The organism is Blautia massiliensis (ex Liu et al. 2021) (assembly GCF_052064225.1).
Classification (GTDB): domain Bacteria; phylum Bacillota; class Clostridia; order Lachnospirales; family Lachnospiraceae; genus Blautia_A; species Blautia_A fusiformis.
In genome coordinates, this window is sequence record NZ_JBQHWA010000016.1 from 14,451 (window position 1) to 31,386 (window position 16,936).

Consider the following 16,936-nt stretch of genomic DNA (forward strand, 5'->3'; position numbering starts at 1 on the left):
TTTACAATATTTATTCTATAAAGGAGATGTTAGGAAAGTTTGTTGAAAATATGAAAATATTGTGAATATATTTTTGAACTTATACATAAAGTCAGACCTGACAGAGCGAAAAACAGGAAAATTCCAGTTTACAGAAGGGTGGGGTATTGTGTTATACTGAGTGGCGTCAAAAAGGAACTGAAAATTATGGAACTGGAAACAGTTACAGATTATGGATAGAGGGCAGTGCCCTTCTGGAGGATGAATATTATGAAAAAAATGAACAGGATCACAGCACTGGTTGTTGCAGGCGTTATCTCATGTACTTCACCAATGATGGTCATGGCGTCTGATTCCAGCTCTGTTATGAGCCAGGCAGAGGAGATTCTTAAGGATAACGAGATCGAATCTCTTGCGTCTGACCCGGATAAAGTTGGAGATATTATCGTTTATGTAAAAGGGCTTTTTGATTCCAATCAGATTTCTGATGATGAGATTTCACAGGGAATTGATGAGGCAGCGGATCATTATGGTGTGACACTTTCTGAGGATGATAAGAATTCTCTCATGAACATTATCAGCAAATTCAAAGGAATCGACATCAGTGATGATCAGATTAAAGGTTATGTAAGCGATGCATACAGTACCCTGAAAGATATGGGTGTTACAAAGTCTGATGTAAAGAATATTTTTGAGAAAGCGATCGAGTTTATTAAGGGTATGCTTTCCCGTCAGTAGGAGGAAGGTGTTCAGAATGGCACTTTTATTGGGATTATTATTCTTAAGTTTACTGGAAATGTACAAAATGTACAATATTTAGAACGCTTGTCAATAAAGCAAATGTGGCGTTTTTATAAAAAAAGAGGAAAAACAGAAAAGAAATTGTGCAAATACGCTAAAAGTTCACAAGCTGTTCATAATTTGTTCATATTTATCTGATACTATAATAACAGTTCGAAAGAACACTACGAAAGACGCTGTAATGGTGTGTATCTGTATCATTACACATACAATTTTTTTCATAATAATCGCCCCGGTAAGCCACTACCGGGGCACTCCTCGTTTTATGGGGAAAAATATCAGAAAATGTAGCCTCTGCCAATGTGCGGAGTTTTTTTGTATAAAGAGGCTGTTTTGCATTCAAAAAAATAATAGCGTCGGTGGTTTGCCCATGCTATAATAATTAAGATTAAAATGAAAATCCGGCAGAAAGAATAAGAAAAAGGCCGGAAGTAAATGATGAAAAGATGAAGCGTGAACGGAGGTCAGGAAATGGCGGAGTCTATGAAAGATTTTGAGCAGGAGCTGGAGGCTTCTTTTAAGAAAATTGAGGAAGGTGATATCATCGCCGGGACAGTGGTCAGTGTGGATGAGACAGGAGTTGTTCTTGATCTTAAATATTATGCTGAGGGATTTATTCCGGCAGAGGAATTTTCCAGAGAGCCGGGATTTAATATTAAAGAGGCAGTTCAGCCGGGAGAAGAGATCCAGGCAACCGTTCTTAGGAAAGATGACGGACAGGGAAATATTCTTCTTTCCAGAGCAGAGGCAGCAGATGTACTTGCATGGGATAAACTGAAAGAGCTTCAGGAATCCGGGGAAGCACTGGATGTTGTTGTAAAGGGAATCGTAAACGGCGGAGCCATTGCTTATGTGGAAGGTGTTCGAGGTTTTATCCCGGCATCCAAACTTGCGCTGAATTATGTAGAGGATACAGAAGAGTACCTGAACAAGCCGCTTCAGGTTCAGGTAATTGATGTAGATAAAGAGAAAAAGAGACTGGTACTTTCTGCAAAGGAACTTCTCCGTGAGAAAGCAGAGAAGGAGCGCAGAAACAAGATTTCCAATATTGAGGTTGGTTTCGTGACAGAGGGAACGGTTGAGAGCCTGCAGCCTTATGGTGCGTTTGTTGATCTTGGAAACGGAATTTCCGGTCTGGTTCATATTTCCCAGATCTGCGAAAAAAGAATTAAGAAGCCATCAGAGGCGATAAGTGTGGGAGACAAGGTTAAGGTGAAAGTAATTGCGATCAAGGATGGCAAGCTGAGCCTGAGTATCAAAGAGGCATCGGATCTGATGGCGAAGGAAGTTGAGGAAGAGACTTTTGAACTGCCGGAGTCAGGAGAAGAGGCAACCACATCTCTTGGTTCACTTTTTGCGAACATCAAACTTGATTAATTGTTATATTTTTGGATGAAAAAGGATGGATGTGAATGAAGAAACAGGAGAGAATATTTGTAATCGGACATAAGAATCCGGATACGGATTCCATCTGTTCGGCGATCGCTTATGCGGATATTAAAAACAGGACTACACAGAGTAAGAGATATATTCCGAAGAGAGCTGGTCAGATCAATGAGGAGACCAGATATGTGCTGAACCGTTTTGGTGTACAGCCGCCGGCTTATCTGGGAAATATCGGAACACAGGTCAAGGATATGGATATCCGTCTCAGTCCCCAGGCAGACAAAAACATGTCACTGAAAAATACCTGGGATCTGATGCAGGAGAACGGAATCGTATCCCTTCCGATCCGTGATAAGGAGGGATGCCTGGAAGGTCTTGTGACCATCGGAGATATTGCCAAGACTTATATGGATACTACAGACAGTTATCTGCTTTCCAATGCGCGGACGCAGTACCAGAGGATTGCGGAGACAGTTGGTGGAGAAGTGGTGGAAGGTAATGGCCACGGATATTTTGTCAAGGGACGTGTTCTCGTTGGAACAGCCAACCCGAAGATGATGGAAGGCTTTATTGAAGAGAACGACATGATCATCATGGGAGACCGTGAGGAGGATCATCTTCAGGCCATCAGCCAGAATGTAAGCTGTATTATCGTAGGGCTGAACATCGTGGTTTCCGAGAAGGTTGTGAAGCTTGCCCATGAAAAAAATATCGTAATTATTCGGTCACCGTATGATACCTTTAATATCGCCCGTCTGATCAATCAGAGTATTCCGGTCAGCTATGTTATGAAACGGGATAACATGGTTACTTTCAATACCGAAGATTTCACAGATGATATCCAGGATGTTATGGTCAAAAACCGCCACAGAGCATTCCCGGTAATCAATCCTCATGGAAAATGTATCGGAACAATTTCCAGACGTAATTTCCTGGACATGCACAAGAAAAAAGTTGTTCTTGTAGATCACAATGAGGTGGATCAGGCTGTTGATAATATTGAGAAGGCGGAGATTCTTGAGATTATTGACCATCATAAGCTTGGAACATTGCAGACCATGACACCGGTAGCGTTCCGTAATGAGCCTGTGGGATGTACGGGTACAATCCTTTATGAGATTTACGGAGAGCAGCGTCTGGAGATTCCGGAAAAAATTGCGGGACTTCTCTGTGCGGCCATTATTTCAGATACGCTGATGTTCCGTTCACCGACCTGTACACAGACGGATAAGATCGCTGCCAGCGCCCTTGCCCTGATCGCGGGAATTAAGATAGAGGATTTTGCCAGAGAGATGTTCTCAGCGGGAAGTAATCTGAAAGATAAATCCCCGGAGGAGATTTTTTACCAGGATTACAAGAAGTTTATCGGCGAGGGCAATGTTTCCTTTGGTGTGGGCCAGATCAGTTCCATGGACAGCGAGGAGCTGAAAGAGATCAAGGAGAAGCTGATGCCGTTTATGGTCAGCGAGTGTGGACGTCACGATATCACGAGAGTTTACTTTATGTTGACGAATATTCTGGAGGAATCTACAGAGCTTCTGTTTTATGGTGAGGGAAGCCAGCAGATGGCAGAGATCGCTTTTGAGAAGAAACCGGACGGGGATGCGTTCTACCTGCCGGGTGTGGTTTCCAGAAAGAAACAGCTGATTCCGGCTATGATGGAGGCTGCTCAGCTGATGAACAGCGATTACGCATAAGGAGGCCGGATCAATGGCAAAACAGATTTGGAAACCGGGAAATATGATCTATCCGCTGCCGGCAGTGATGGTCAGTGTCACAGACGGCGAGGGCAATGACAACATTATTACCGTTGCGTGGACAGGAACGGTCTGTACGAATCCGGCGATGGCTTATATTTCAGTCCGACCATCCCGTTATTCCTATGGAATGCTGAAAAAAACGGGAGAGTTTGTTATTAACCTTACAACAGAAAAACTGGCTTTTGCGACGGATTTCTGCGGAGTCCGTTCCGGCCGGGATGTTGACAAATTCGAAAAACTGAATCTTACGAAAGAGAAAGCGCAGTATGTTTCTGCTCCGATGATCGGGGAAGCGCCGGTTTCTATCGAGTGCAGAGTACGTGAGGTGAAGGAACTGGGATCGCATGATATGTTTCTTGCAGATGTACTTGCGGTCCATGCGGATGAAGCATATATGGACAAAAACAACAAGTTCCATCTCAATGATGCAGGACTTCTGGTTTATTCCCACGGGGAATATCTGGCTGGTGACCGGAAGGTGGGAACTTTTGGCTACAGCGTGAAGAAGAAAAACGGTAAGAAGAAACGCTGAGAATAATACGTCACAGGAACGATTGTTGAGATTTTGTTACAGCTATGTTAAAATGAAAGGACACAGTATGAATAATATTACACTGATAGGGATGCCTGGTGCGGGAAAAAGCAGCATCGGTGTTGTACTTGCGAAAGTGCTTGGTTACCAGTTTATTGACTCAGACCTGCTGATCCAGAAGGAAGAAAAGAGAACTTTAAGTGAGATTATTGAGCAGGATGGAATTGACGGGTTCAAGGCGGTGGAGAATCGTGTGAATGCGTCTATCCAGGTTGAGAATACGGTCATTGCCACAGGTGGCAGTGTCGTGTATTGTGATGAGGCAATGCAGCATCTGAAATCAGAAGGAGTTGTGGTATATCTGAAGATTTCTCTGAAGCTGCTGTCCAAACGTCTTGGCAATCTGAAAGACCGTGGAGTTGTTCTGAAAGAGGGCCAGACACTGGAGAGTCTTTATGAGGAACGTACTGTATTGTATGAGAAATATGCGGATATTGTTGTAGACGAGGAAGATAAAGATCTGGAGGGAAGCCTTCAGATCGTGCTGGATGCACTGAAACGGGGAGAGAAATAGTTTACAAATCCGAAATATGTGTTATAATATACAACTGACCTAAAAAACGGTGTTGCGGAACGTATGTTTCCGTCGTAAATTCAGAGAAAGTTTCTTGCTCATAGAGGAGTAAAATAATAGAGGTGTGTTATGGAACAGTATGTGATTAAAGGCGGCAATCCTCTGGTTGGAGAAGTGGATATTGCAGGCGCGAAGAATGCTGCTCTTGCAATATTATCAGCAGCCATTATGACTGATGAAACTATATTAATCGAGAATCTGCCAGATGTAAGGGACATCAATGTTCTGCTTGAGGCTATTGCAGAGATTGGTGCTCAGGTTGATCGTGTCGATAAATCTACTGTAAAGATCAATGGTTCTACCATCGGCAATCTCAGTGTTGACTACGAATTTATTAAGAAGATCCGTGCTTCTTATTATCTTCTTGGTGCGTTACTTGGTAAGTACAAGCATGCGGAAGTTCCGCTTCCAGGTGGATGCAATATCGGCAGCAGACCGATCGATCAGCATCTGAAAGGGTTCCGTGCTCTTGGTGCAGAAGTTGATATCCGCCATGGCGCAATTGTTGCCAGGGCTGAGAATCTTCATGGCAGCCACATTTTCCTTGATGTGGTTTCTGTTGGTGCAACAATTAATATTATGATGGCTGCTTCTATGGCGGCTGGACGTACTATTATTGAGAATGCTGCAAGAGAGCCTCATGTTGTTGATGTGGCCAATTTCCTGAACAGTATGGGCGCCAATATTAAGGGTGCCGGTACAGATGTAATCCGTATCCGTGGTGTTGAGAAGCTTCACCGCACAGAGTATTCCATTATTCCGGATCAGATCGAAGCGGGTACTTTTATGTTTGCGGCAGCTGCCACAGGTGGTGATGTTACCGTACACAATGTTATTCCGAAGCATCTGGAAGCTACAACAGCCAAACTTGAGGAGATTGGATGTGAGGTTGAGGAATTTGATGATGCGGTTCGTGTTCGTGCACCGCATAAACTTCATCGTACTCATGTGAAGACGTTGCCTTATCCTGGTTATCCTACGGATATGCAGCCGCAGATTGCGGTTACTTTGGCTTTGGCTGAGGGTACGAGTATTGTTACTGAGAGTATTTTTGAGAATCGTTTCAAGTATGCAGATGAGCTTTCCAGAATGGGAGCGAACATCAAGGTGGAGGGGAACTCCGCAATTATTGATGGCGTGAAGAAGCTTACAGGTGCACGTGTCAGTGCTCCGGATCTTCGTGCAGGTGCAGCGCTTGTTATTGCAGGACTGGCTGCTGAGGGTGTTACGGTTGTCGATGACATTGTTTATATTCAGCGTGGATATGAGAACTTTGAAGAGAAGCTGAGGAGTCTTGGAGCGGAGATCGAGAGGGTTTCCAGTGAGAAGGAGATTCAGAAGTTTCGGCTTCGGGTTGGGTGAGACTTTATAGAGAGTTCCTGGGTTGTAGCCTGGGGGCTCTTTTTTTTCGGATGGCGCGGACGGCGGGGGCGGCTGGATGTACGGGCGGGATGCGGTCGTTTCGCCGAGTCATACTAAGCGTCTGGTCTGCCTGCCGATAAGGGCGCCCCATAACTCGCCATGTACGCTGATGCGTACCTGGCTCAGACAGATGGGGCTTGCTCTGCGGCTGGTGGCCGCAGAGCACCTTCTCGTCAGACAGCCCAGGCGCTAAGTATGACTTGCGGCTTACTCCGACGCATCCTGCCCGTACATCCAGCCGCCCCCGCCTGTGCGTTCATGCCGGAAAAGAAAAGGAGCTGGGTGTGTAGTTGTGGTTGTGTGGGGGTGTTGTAGGGTGGTCTGACGGAAGGGGGTGGGCCATCAGCGCTGCGCTGGATGGCTGGAATGGCTGAGTTTGTGCCTGTCTGACGGGAGGTTGTGAGCATCAGCGCTGCGCTGGATGCTTGGAGGTGGAAAGGCTGAATTTGTGTTTGTCTGACGGAAGGCTGTGAGCCGAAACGCTGCGCTGTCGGCCTGGAATTCCGAAAAGTTTTCGGAAGCACACAGTTTATCCATTTGGCTGGGGAAATAACATTTTTTTTGGCAATTTTTTGGAAAATATTTGAATTTATTTTATGGGAAGTTTGGATTATAATTTATCTATATAGATGAAGATTGTTTGAATTCCGGGTGCGCTGAAGCCGGGCCTGAAATTTTTTTCTGACATGATCACGGGAGATGATAAGGTATGAGTGAGCACACAGTATTACCGCTTTTAAATTCTGCTTTTGAGCCTGGAAAGGCGTTGGAGGCGGTTGAGAGGATCGAGGATGTTGATTTCAGGTGTATTGCGCGGGCGGAGCTTTTTTATTTTACAGGGGGTGCCCGGGAGTGTAGTGAGAGTGTGGAATCTTATCTGACGGATGAGAGGCTTGAGCTTCGGCTTTCAGCTTTTATGCTTTATGGGTATGCGAATCTTAGTCTTGGAAATGCGCGGGTTGCGAGGCGGGCGCTGGAGGAGATTCAGGAGTGTTTGCGCAGGGCTTTGAGGGAGAAGGCGCCTAAAGAGGTGATGGCTTCCTGTGTGTTTGCGGGGTATGTTGGGGCGGTTTTGCTTCATTTGCCTACGGAGAGGATTCCTTCTTTGTGGGAGTTTAGCGGGTTGCTGCCGGAGGGGCTTCGGCTGTTTGCTATTTATGTGATGGCGCATCAGTCTTATCTGAATGGTGAGATCTGGAGTGCTTACGGGATGGGGCGTGCGGCGTTGCTTATGGCTTCTAAGGTTTATCCTATCAGTATGACGTATATGCGTTGTATGATGGCGATGTGCATGATGAACCGGAAGCATAAGGCGGAGGCGCAGGTGGAATTGCAGCAGGCCTGGGAGCTGGCTAAGATGGATAATTTCCTGGAGCCTTTTATTGAGCATCATGGACTTTTGCGGGGGTTGATCGAGGCTTGTATCCGTAAGAGTGATCCGGATGCCTACAGGCGGATCACGGAGGGAGTTTTGTCTTTCAGCCGTGGATGGATGACGATTCATAATCCGGAAACGGAGTGGAAGGTGACCAATGAGCTGTCTACGATGGAGTTTTCCATTGCCATGCTGGCCAGTGGTGGCTGGACGAATAAGGAGATCGCGGAGCATATTGGAATCTCGGTGAATACGGTGAAACATTATCTTACGGATATCTTTTGTAAGCTGAATGTTAAGAAACGGGATGAACTGAAGAAATATATGCTGAAATAGGGGCCTGAGGCACTTTTTCGAAGGCAAATGGGCCTTATCAAATAAGTGTCTGTAAGGTATAATAAATTACATGAATAATCAGATATTACAAGAATATTAACTGAAATGAAAGGAAAACAGAAACAGAAGGAGGTTTAACAAACAATCTTATACATATTCTGAAAATGTCAAAAGAGATGTTAATAATGACATCGGTATTGACTCTTTAATGGAAGAAAGATAAAATATATCCGATCAACGGAATCCGCGTCTGTATCGACCGAGAGGGAGAGACGCTGGCAGGAAGATTTTACAGTAAGATGATGGAAATGGAGATCAGATTCGAGAGCAGCAACCAGATGCTGCTGAAAGCAGATAGGCTCTTCGACCGGTGTGGATATCCACAGCGGTTCATGGAAGCAAGAAGCTTTCAGAAAAAAGCAGAGATAACCAGCCGGTATCAGGCTCCAAAGTCAGTTATATCAGATGAAGCGATTTTGGAAAAACAAGGAGCTTGCTGCACGGTGGACGTCATCGTACAGTCCAGAAGAAAAGCAGGATGGCAAGGCATCGTGTGCCAGCCGGATGGCAGGATGATCGACCAGTTCGAGAGCGAACTTGAACTTTTGAGATTATTGACAAAGGAAGTAAAAAAACAACAGGCAGCAGTAAACCAGTAGGATCGATAGAAAGAAGATATAGAGAACTGAAAAGAATTGGGAAAGGAAGGGTAGAGAGTCAATGAAACGTATTAAATATTTACGGACTATGACATGGGTTTTCCTGATGCTGATGACTCTGGTGCTTCCCTGGACGATACAAAAAGATGTCTTGGGGGCAGAAGCAGAGCAGGGGAGCATCACTGTTCGATTAGATGATCTTGGAACACCTATGGATAATGTAAAATTTACCGCATACCGAGTAGGCAAATGGAGCGGTGAAGGAAAATGGGTGTTGGAAGAAAGCTTGGAAAGCACGGGAGTATCATTTGACAACTTGACATATGCCGATGAATGGGATGCAGCAGCGTTGAAATTAGTACAGGCAGGAAATTTTCAAACACTTGATTCTGCTTCAGGACAGACAGATTCATCCGGTACCATGACATTGTCAGGATTAAGATGGGGAATGTATCTCGTAGAGCAAAATGGGGAAAGCGAATATGGAACAGTATCACCGTTCTTGGCAGCTATTCCTTATGTGCAGGATGGAGGCCGTTACAGTGACTTGACCGTACATCCGAAAGCAAAAGCTCTAGAAAAAGAAGAAAATGGACGAATCGAAGTTACAAAAAGAACTGGATATATGGATCCTCAACTTCTTGAAGTGATCGACCTGATTCCGGCAGACGCCGTTTACTATGTGGGAATTTTCCAAGATAAACAGGGAAAGATTCCATATGGAACAGATTATTTAAAAGAGATCCGGATGCAAGGAGTCAGCACAGGAACAGCAGTATTTGATAAACTTCCACAAGGAACATATTACATATTTGAAACAGATAGCAAAGGTAATGCATATAAAGTAGATGAAGTACAAGATGGTGATCCGTATACGTGGGTTTGTCAGTTAGAGGATGGCAGCAGCCAAGAGATCACGTTGGATGGGAAAGCGGAAACGCCGGCAGGGAAAACAGGTTTCTACAATTTATATTATGACCTTCCCAGCGGTTACTACTACAACGGAACTGTGACGGTAGAAAAGAAGGTAGTACACAGTGGAAATCAGGTAACTGTTTCAGATACCTTCTACGCAGGAATCTTCCGTGACAAAGCAGGAAAAGATTTATACCAGATAGTAGAACTTGTACAAAACGGAAAAGTAACAGTGGATGTTCCACTTGGTGGAGCAACAGGCGAAGATCCCGTTACCTATTATGTATATGAAACAGATAAGAATGGAAAGCTTCTTAACAAAGATAGTTTTGGTTACACGGTAAGTGGTGAAGGAAAGGCAGATATCCGTCAGGGAAATCTGGATGTATCCGTAACCATTACAAATACGAAGAAAACATCTTTGACAGAGGAATCTGAGAACTCGACAGAGAAAGCTACAACGGCAAGCGTCAGAACAGGTGATGAAACACCAATTGCACGTTACCTCGTACTCTTTGCAGCTGCACTCGCAGTACTTGTGGTTCTGATCAGTGCCAGATACCTGAAGGGACGGAAGAAACATGGATAAAAAAGAAAAGGCGATGCTGAAAAAGCTAAGCCGCCAAGATTTGCTTGAGATGTTAATTGAAGAAGAAAAGCGTGTTGATCAGCTGGAAAAAGAATTAGCAGAAACGAAGGCAAAGTTGGAGAATCGGAAGATTCAAATTGAGACATCAGGATCCATTGCAGAGGCGGCATTAAAGATCAATGGAATATTTGAAGCAGCACAAGCGGCAGCAAACCAATATCTCGAGAATCTCGGGGTACCGGCTGAAAGGGAAGAACAATGAAAAAGAGACAGACACCACCAATCCCTCCGCTAGAAGATCTGGAAGCGGAGCTGCAGCGGATAAAATATAAAAAGAGATACAGGAGCGTGCTCTGCAGTACAGTGTACACATTGATCATTGTGGCTGCAATAGCGATTCTAACTTCGGTTTTGGTATTTCCGGTACTTCGTATCCATGGTTCGTCCATGACACCGAGTTTGACTGACGGCGACATCGTAGTTTGCTTGAAAAACTCCAGTTATGACGTAGGTGACTGTATTGCTTTCTACTATAATAATAAGATTCTGGTAAAAAGAGTGATAGCAAGAGCAGGAGAATGGGTAGACATTGATGAAGATGGTTATGTATACGTCAATGGAGAAAAGCTGGATGAGCCTTATGTGAAAGAACACGCATTAGGAGAATGCAACATCACACTCCCTTATCAAGTTCCGGAAGGAAGGGTGTTTGTTATGGGAGACCATCGAAGCGTTTCGGTAGACAGCCGAAGCACCAGCGTGGGATGTGTCTCAGATGAACAGATCGTAGGAAAGTTATTGTTCCGGGTTTGGCCGTATCAAGACTTCGGCCCGGTTAAGTAGAAGTTTAGGAAAAGGAGGTAATCCAAATGGGAAAAGCGTTTCTTAAGAAAACGACAAGTCTTCTGCAGGCAAAGCGCAAAAGAAAGCGTTGGCAGAGAACGATGATTTCCTTATCTCTGGTGGTAGCAATGGTAACCAGTTGTCTGCTGATCCACCCGGCGATCACGATGGAGCGTATTGCCATTTGCGGGCAGGAAGAACATACACATACAAAGGAATGCTATGAGCACCGTCTGGTTTGCGGAAAGACAGAGCAAAGTGCAGTACCGGCTACAGAAGAAAAAGTATTGAATTGTCCGAAAGCTGTTCACGAACACGGCGAAGGATGTTACGATGCAGAAGGCCAGTTGGTATGTACCGCGGAAGCACACAACCATGATGACAGTTGTTATCAGATTATCCGTACAGAAGGTGTAGAGGGCCATACACATACAGATGCATGTTATGAAGATGCTTTGATCTGCGGTAAGCAGGAGCACACACATACAGAAGCATGCTATCCGAAGGAAACAGAAGCAGCAACACAAGCGCAGACAAAGACTGTTACGGAGGCTGCAAAAACAGAAACGGCTACGGAAAAGGCGGAAACAGAAAAAGCGACAGAAGCTGAAAAGCCGGAAGCTCGTACACTCACGGTAAAGAATGGGGAATACACGATTCAGGTAGATTGCCCGGCAGATGCGAAAATTCCGAAAAATGCTGTGCTGAGTATCCGCGAGATCAAAAAGAATGATAGGGATTATAACAGTACATATGAGAAAGCCGCGTCTGTTGTATTGATGAAGACAGCAAAGAAGATTGAAACAGTAAGGTTCTTTGATCTTTCAATTTCTGCGGATGGAAAAGAAATACAGCCGGAAGCTGCTATAAATGTAAAGATTACCTTTACAAAGCCGATCCAGTCACCGGAAGGCAGCGAAGTAAGAGCAGTCCGCCTCGGAGACGATGCAGATGTGCTGGCGACAAACACAAATAAAGCAAACGGAAGCTGGAATCAGATTACATTTAAGGCAAAGAAGCTTACCGTATATGCAACAGCTGAGATTGCCGTACCTGTAGCAGAAACTGCAGTTACGGAGACAGAAACTTCTGAAGTGATGATGCTGGAAGCAGAGGCAGAAGAAACCGAGACAGAAGCAGCTACAGAAGCCGTAACGGAAGAAGTTACAGAAGCCGCAACGGAAGAGGCTACAGAAGCCGTAACGGAAGAAGTTACAGAAGCCGCAACAGAAGAGGCTACAGAAGCCGTAATGGAAGAAGTTACAGAAGCAGTTACGGAAGAATCCACAGAGGAACCGGATACGGAAGAAATGACAGAAGAAGATCCGGCAACACCACATATCCTCACAACAGAGGGAAGCGACTATACTGTAGAAGTAACTTACACGGCAGAAGCCGGAATCCCAGAAGGTGCAGAACTTCAGGTACGTGAGATCGCACAGGGAACAGCAGAATATGAAAGCTACTACCAGCAGGCTATGGCTGCTGTACAGGAAGGCGATACTACTTCCATTTCCTTCGCAAGGTTCTTTGATATATCCTTTGTATATGAAGGAGAAGAAATTGAACCGTCAGCACCGGTAGCAGTGAAGATTACTTACGCTGATGCAGTGGAAGTACCAGAAGCTGGAGAAGTAAAATCTGTTCACTTTGGTGATGAAGCAGAAGTGCTGAACGTCCAGACAAATGAGAAAAATGGAGCAATGGACGAGGTGACGTTTGATGCAGAGAGCTTTTCCGTGTATGGAATTGTGGGGACAGAGACAATCAGCACACAAACTGAAAAAAGTTATAAAGGGGATGGATATTCTGTAAAAGTTTCTTACGATGAGACAGCAACAGGGATTCCGGAAAATGCAGAACTTAGGGTAAGCGTGGTTACTGATATAGATACTTATCTTTCTTCAGTGCAGAGTGCCTTAGGAGAGAAAAGCCGCTTTAAATTGCCTGTACTTAATATTGGCTTGTATGTAGATAATAATTTGTTTCAGCCTAAAGAGGAAAGTAATGTTGTTATTACAATAGAATCTGATAAATTCTATGATGAGGAGCCGGTAACTATTTATAGCTTTTCAGATTCGACGAAGTTTAGTACGAAGGTCAGTGGTAATAAAGCAGTTATCTTCAAGACAGATTTGTTCTCAGACTTTGCAGTTGCAGTGAATGATACTGTCACATTCCGGATTTTTAATCTGCTGGATGATACAATGTATACCGACATCGAAGGTGAGACAATTATTCCAGAGATGGTCGATATCAATATGGGAGACTTTGATAATCGTGTTACTATTGATAAAATTAATGCGAATATCAGTGATGATTACTGGGTTGTAGGACTTCGTGAGGCCGCTCGTGATTCGTCAAAGTTTCGGATGAATAATGCTACAATGCAATATTACACGAAGAAGTACCAGGATTCCACTGTCGTTAATGCATATCAGTTAAGCAATGGAACGCTTCAATATGTGACTAGTCCGTCATCTGCTGATTGGAAAGATTCACAATTGGCTGTTCTATGTGTAATCCCGCGTTGTAAGTTGGTTAAATTTGATCCAAATTTAACGGACATGTCAAAAGCGACCAGAGCAGATTTTTATGGTAAGTGGTCTGATAATGCAAATCACAGCGGAACAGGCGAGTTCTATGTAAAATATATGATTGGTCAGACTACGGGATTGAGGGCAAATTATTCTTATAAAATTGCCGATAAGAATAATTTTCCTAATACACCAACATTGGCTGTTGCAACCGAAACGGATAATACTTATATCAAATTCATTAAATGGCGAGCTAAAACACCTAGCTCAAATTGGGAAAGTAATATTACCGATAGCGAAACCTTTCAAAAACTGGATGAAAACTCGATAATAGAAATTTATGCCAATGATAATGGTGATTGTAAATATAAACCGTTGGTCCCTGCTGTATATAGTGTAAACAGTATTAATGATAAAGTAAATTACTCGATCCCTGAGTATCCAACAGTGAATAACGAAGGTGTATTGGAGTATGCCCCAGATGAAGATGGTAATCCGGCCGGTGCAGTTGTGGCAAGTAAAAAGGCTGAGTGGATTGACCAGGATGGAGGTATTGGAAAAATTACGGTTGATGTTGGTGGTGTTCCCATTCGAAAAGGCGCGGACGTAGTCTTAGTAATAGATGTTTCTGGTAGTATGAGTAATCGTTATGCACAGGCATTTACTGAAAAAGAAGCTTACGCAAAAGAAGCCTCGATGAAGACAATCGAAACATTATTGAATGATCCGAAAGATAATAATCGTGTAGCAGTCACATCGTTCTATGGATTTCAAGGTCCAACAGTTCCATTACAGACATCATCGGGTAAGGATTATCTTTTTACAGCCGTTAAAGGAATGCTTTGTGGTGGTGGTAATACTAATTATAAAATTGGCTTAAATAGTGCGAAGAAGATTTTAGATCAAGCTAAAGAAAATGAATCAGATATTTCACGATGGCCTACCCGTCCTCGTTATATCATCTTTATTTCCGACGGAGTACCGACGGGAGGAAACAATGGAACTGATGAAGCAAAAAAAATAAAAGCAGATGGCGTGACAATATACACCATTGGTGTGGAGATAGATAAAAATGTTAATAATAACTTCTTGAAACCACTTGCTACAGATGCAGATCATGCACTGCTTCTCACAGATGCTTCACAGATTAAAGGTGTATTAGCGGACATAACCAATAATATAGCTTCTGCTGCTACTGATGCAATCTTTACAGACACGATGTCGGAATATTTCGATGCAATGACAGAGAGTGAATTAACTTCTTATAATGAGGATAACAATACAAATTATACAAATTCTGAAGGAGTATCAGTCAGCGAGGACGGACAGACAGTAAAGATTGGTGTTGGAAATGTAACGAAAAATACTACACCTGGCAATCGAAAGAGCTATGAATTCTATATTAAGGTGACTGATGGAAAGTATGATGAAGTTAATCAATCCTTACAAAAGACCAACAGTGATATTTGGTTAGATTATATCAATTATCAGGGTGAAAAAGCAAAACTGGACAATACAGGTGACAAAATTGGCACTCCAGTTTTAGGCCGCAATACCAATACAGTAAAGATTGAGTATTACCGAGTTGATGCGGAAGGAAATTTCTTAGATGAATACGGACAGAACTGGCAAAGTAATCCTGATAATGCACGATTGAAATCAGAAACTTTTGGCATCAACCTAGAGACATCAAACCTTACGTTTACTGTATATCCGGATACAGAAGATAATGTTCCAGCTTATGTAGATATGGAAGGGAAAGCAATATACGGTAAGATCCCTGATGGTTATGTCCTTTGGAGTGGGGAAGAGCAATCAAAATCTGTAACAGTACAATTTGATGATACAGAAGCGCCCGTTGTAATCTTCAAGTTATATGCTCCATATACAGTGAGCAAAGAGATTATTGATCAAAAGTCAGATGGATATAAGGCTGGTGAGAAAATTCATTTTCAGGTTCATGTAACAAGTAATGCACCAGAATCAATGATGAATGTACGAATCATCGATAATATTATCACACCAAATGATGTTACAGGTAAAGAAGAGGCTGGAAAGGGTACAATCCAATTGGTTCCAAATGATAATATAAAGATGAATGAAGATGGAACATTTAGTATTAAGGAATTAAAGCCGGGTGAAACATTTACCATTGACTATTTCTATACAGTTGCTGAAGGAGATATAGGAAAGAAAGTCAAGAACACAGCATATGTAAATGGTATTGCATCGAATGATGTTACTGCGGATACAAAAGGTGCAACTGTTATTAAGACTGCCAGTGAATATCCCAAAGGTCAAAAAGGCTTTCATGTGGGAGATACAATCAAATTTACTTTCACTGTAAAGAATATTGGTACAGCTCCTTATGAAAACATTGAAATTACTGACAATGCTGTGTATACCAGTGGAGATGAAGCATTTTCAGGTGCATTTACACTGATACCTCAGGATGGAGTTACTTATGAGGAAAGCAATGGAATACGTAAAGCAATAATACAAACGTCATATAAAACAAGTGACGGTGGTAATGTCAAAGGACTTGGGGTAGGAAAAACGTTTGTATTTGTTCTCCAGTATATTGTTCAGGCAGATGATATAGGAAAGAGCATTAAAAATACCGCTTTTGTTGACAAAAGTAGTTCAGAGGTTACTGTTGACACAGAAATACTGTCGGTTAAATTCAAAAAGATCAGTAGTACAGATAATAGTCCTCTAAAAGGCGCTGTATTCAATCTTTATGGTTCTGATAAAAATGGCAATGTTGATAAGAGTAAGATACTTATGACATTAACTTCTAATACCGATGGCTATATGACTTATAAAAATAGTAATCAAGAAGATGCTTCTTCTATTGATTTAATAACAGGAACATATTGGCTTGAGGAAGTGTCAGCACCAGACGGTTACAATATGCTTGAAAACCTCGTAATGATTAATGTTCGTGATAAGATTACAGCAACCCTTAATGGAACAAATACACAATATGATATAAGTAATAATGGTAGCCTTTATACAGTAAGTATCACTAATTCTACAGGTATTGCACTTCCGAATACTGGTGGTTCTGGCACTTTACTTTATACATTAAGTGGATTACTGTTTATTTCAATCGTTTTGCTGTATGTTTTTGCATTGAGGTGTAGAAGAGAAAGGAGGTTAAGATAG

Annotated in this window: 12 protein-coding genes; all 12 read left to right on the top strand. The window is 42.9% G+C overall.

The window, feature by feature from the left end; genetic code table 11:
• The first annotated feature begins 249 nt into the window (after window positions 1-249).
• The 12 genes from ACTNDQ_RS08135 (at window position 250) to ACTNDQ_RS08190 (ending at window position 16,936) form a co-directional block, all read left to right on the top strand.
• Window positions 250-717 carry a DUF1002 domain-containing protein gene (locus ACTNDQ_RS08135; RefSeq protein WP_441064360.1) on the top strand — a complete coding sequence of 156 codons (468 nt, stop codon included), beginning with the start codon at window positions 250-252 and terminating at the stop codon, window positions 715-717.
• 534 nt (window positions 718-1,251) lie between these two features.
• The gene (locus ACTNDQ_RS08140) at window positions 1,252-2,157 is read left to right on the top strand and encodes a 30S ribosomal protein S1 (RefSeq protein WP_021975982.1); all 906 of its coding nucleotides are present in this window, start codon (window positions 1,252-1,254) and stop codon (window positions 2,155-2,157) included.
• 35 nt (window positions 2,158-2,192) lie between these two features.
• Window positions 2,193-3,863, top strand: coding sequence for a putative manganese-dependent inorganic diphosphatase (locus tag ACTNDQ_RS08145; protein ID WP_441064361.1), 1,671 nt, complete (start codon window positions 2,193-2,195; stop codon window positions 3,861-3,863).
• 13 nt (window positions 3,864-3,876) lie between these two features.
• Window positions 3,877-4,458, top strand: a complete 582-nt coding sequence (locus ACTNDQ_RS08150) for a flavin reductase family protein (protein WP_215707832.1) — start codon at window positions 3,877-3,879, stop codon at window positions 4,456-4,458.
• 67 nt (window positions 4,459-4,525) lie between these two features.
• A complete protein-coding gene (locus ACTNDQ_RS08155) occupies window positions 4,526-5,032 on the top strand; it encodes a shikimate kinase (RefSeq protein ID WP_148445726.1) in 507 nt (168 codons plus the stop codon).
• A gap of 129 nt (window positions 5,033-5,161) precedes the next feature.
• Window positions 5,162-6,454 (top strand): UDP-N-acetylglucosamine 1-carboxyvinyltransferase, encoded by a 1,293-nt coding sequence (locus ACTNDQ_RS08160; protein ID WP_441064362.1) that lies wholly within the window; start codon window positions 5,162-5,164, stop codon window positions 6,452-6,454.
• 769 nt (window positions 6,455-7,223) lie between these two features.
• Complete coding sequence (locus ACTNDQ_RS08165) at window positions 7,224-8,225, top strand: response regulator transcription factor (RefSeq protein WP_441064363.1); 1,002 nt, start codon at window positions 7,224-7,226, stop codon at window positions 8,223-8,225.
• Between the two features lie 308 nt (window positions 8,226-8,533).
• Complete coding sequence (locus ACTNDQ_RS08170) at window positions 8,534-8,884, top strand: hypothetical protein (RefSeq protein WP_441064364.1); 351 nt, start codon at window positions 8,534-8,536, stop codon at window positions 8,882-8,884.
• Between the two features lie 61 nt (window positions 8,885-8,945).
• On the top strand, window positions 8,946-10,388 hold the full coding sequence (locus ACTNDQ_RS08175) for a hypothetical protein (RefSeq protein ID WP_441064365.1): 1,443 nt from the start codon (window positions 8,946-8,948) through the stop codon (window positions 10,386-10,388).
• A complete protein-coding gene (locus tag ACTNDQ_RS08180; protein ID WP_441064366.1) occupies window positions 10,381-10,650 on the top strand; it encodes a DNA repair protein in 270 nt (89 codons plus the stop codon). The genes ACTNDQ_RS08175 and ACTNDQ_RS08180 overlap by 8 nt, the downstream gene beginning before the upstream one ends.
• Window positions 10,647-11,231 (top strand): signal peptidase I, encoded by a 585-nt coding sequence (gene lepB / locus ACTNDQ_RS08185; protein WP_441064367.1) that lies wholly within the window; start codon window positions 10,647-10,649, stop codon window positions 11,229-11,231. Before ACTNDQ_RS08180 ends, lepB begins: the two co-directional genes overlap by 4 nt.
• A gap of 26 nt (window positions 11,232-11,257) precedes the next feature.
• A complete protein-coding gene (locus ACTNDQ_RS08190) occupies window positions 11,258-16,936 on the top strand; it encodes a VWA domain-containing protein (RefSeq protein WP_441064368.1) in 5,679 nt (1,892 codons plus the stop codon).